Source organism: Pseudoalteromonas sp. S1612, from assembly GCF_005887175.1.
In the GTDB taxonomy this organism is placed as follows: domain Bacteria; phylum Pseudomonadota; class Gammaproteobacteria; order Enterobacterales; family Alteromonadaceae; genus Pseudoalteromonas; species Pseudoalteromonas undina.
This window is the reverse complement of record NZ_PNDH01000198.1, coordinates 1-272: the sequence shown is the minus strand read 5'-3', so window position 1 is coordinate 272 and position 272 is coordinate 1. Positions and strand designations below refer to the sequence as shown.

Below are 272 nucleotides of genomic sequence, written 5' to 3'. Positions count from 1 at the left end.
GTTTGCGGTCATCCAGTGTGCTTTTTGGTTGCGGTGCTAGTGCATGATTATTATGAACACACAGGATTAATGGCCAACTAGCGAGTTGGCGTGCAATTACGTTTGAGTCTTCGAGAGGACCAATTGCCAGCACTAAAGCTATACCTGTTCTGATCATATCAATCGGCTCTTCAGAAAGCGTTAAGTGCACATCTATATCACTAAATTGTCTAATTAAATGCTGTACAGGCTGGCTGAGTACCCCACCCCCACTCCCGCCAGGGGCGGCGAGG

Annotated in this window: 1 protein-coding gene; it reads right to left on the bottom strand. The window is 47.8% G+C overall.

Going from position 1 to position 272, the window contains the following annotated elements:
* On the bottom strand, positions 1–272 hold a 272-nt coding region (locus tag CWB78_RS18680), incomplete at both ends, for a LysR substrate-binding domain-containing protein (RefSeq protein WP_249930490.1).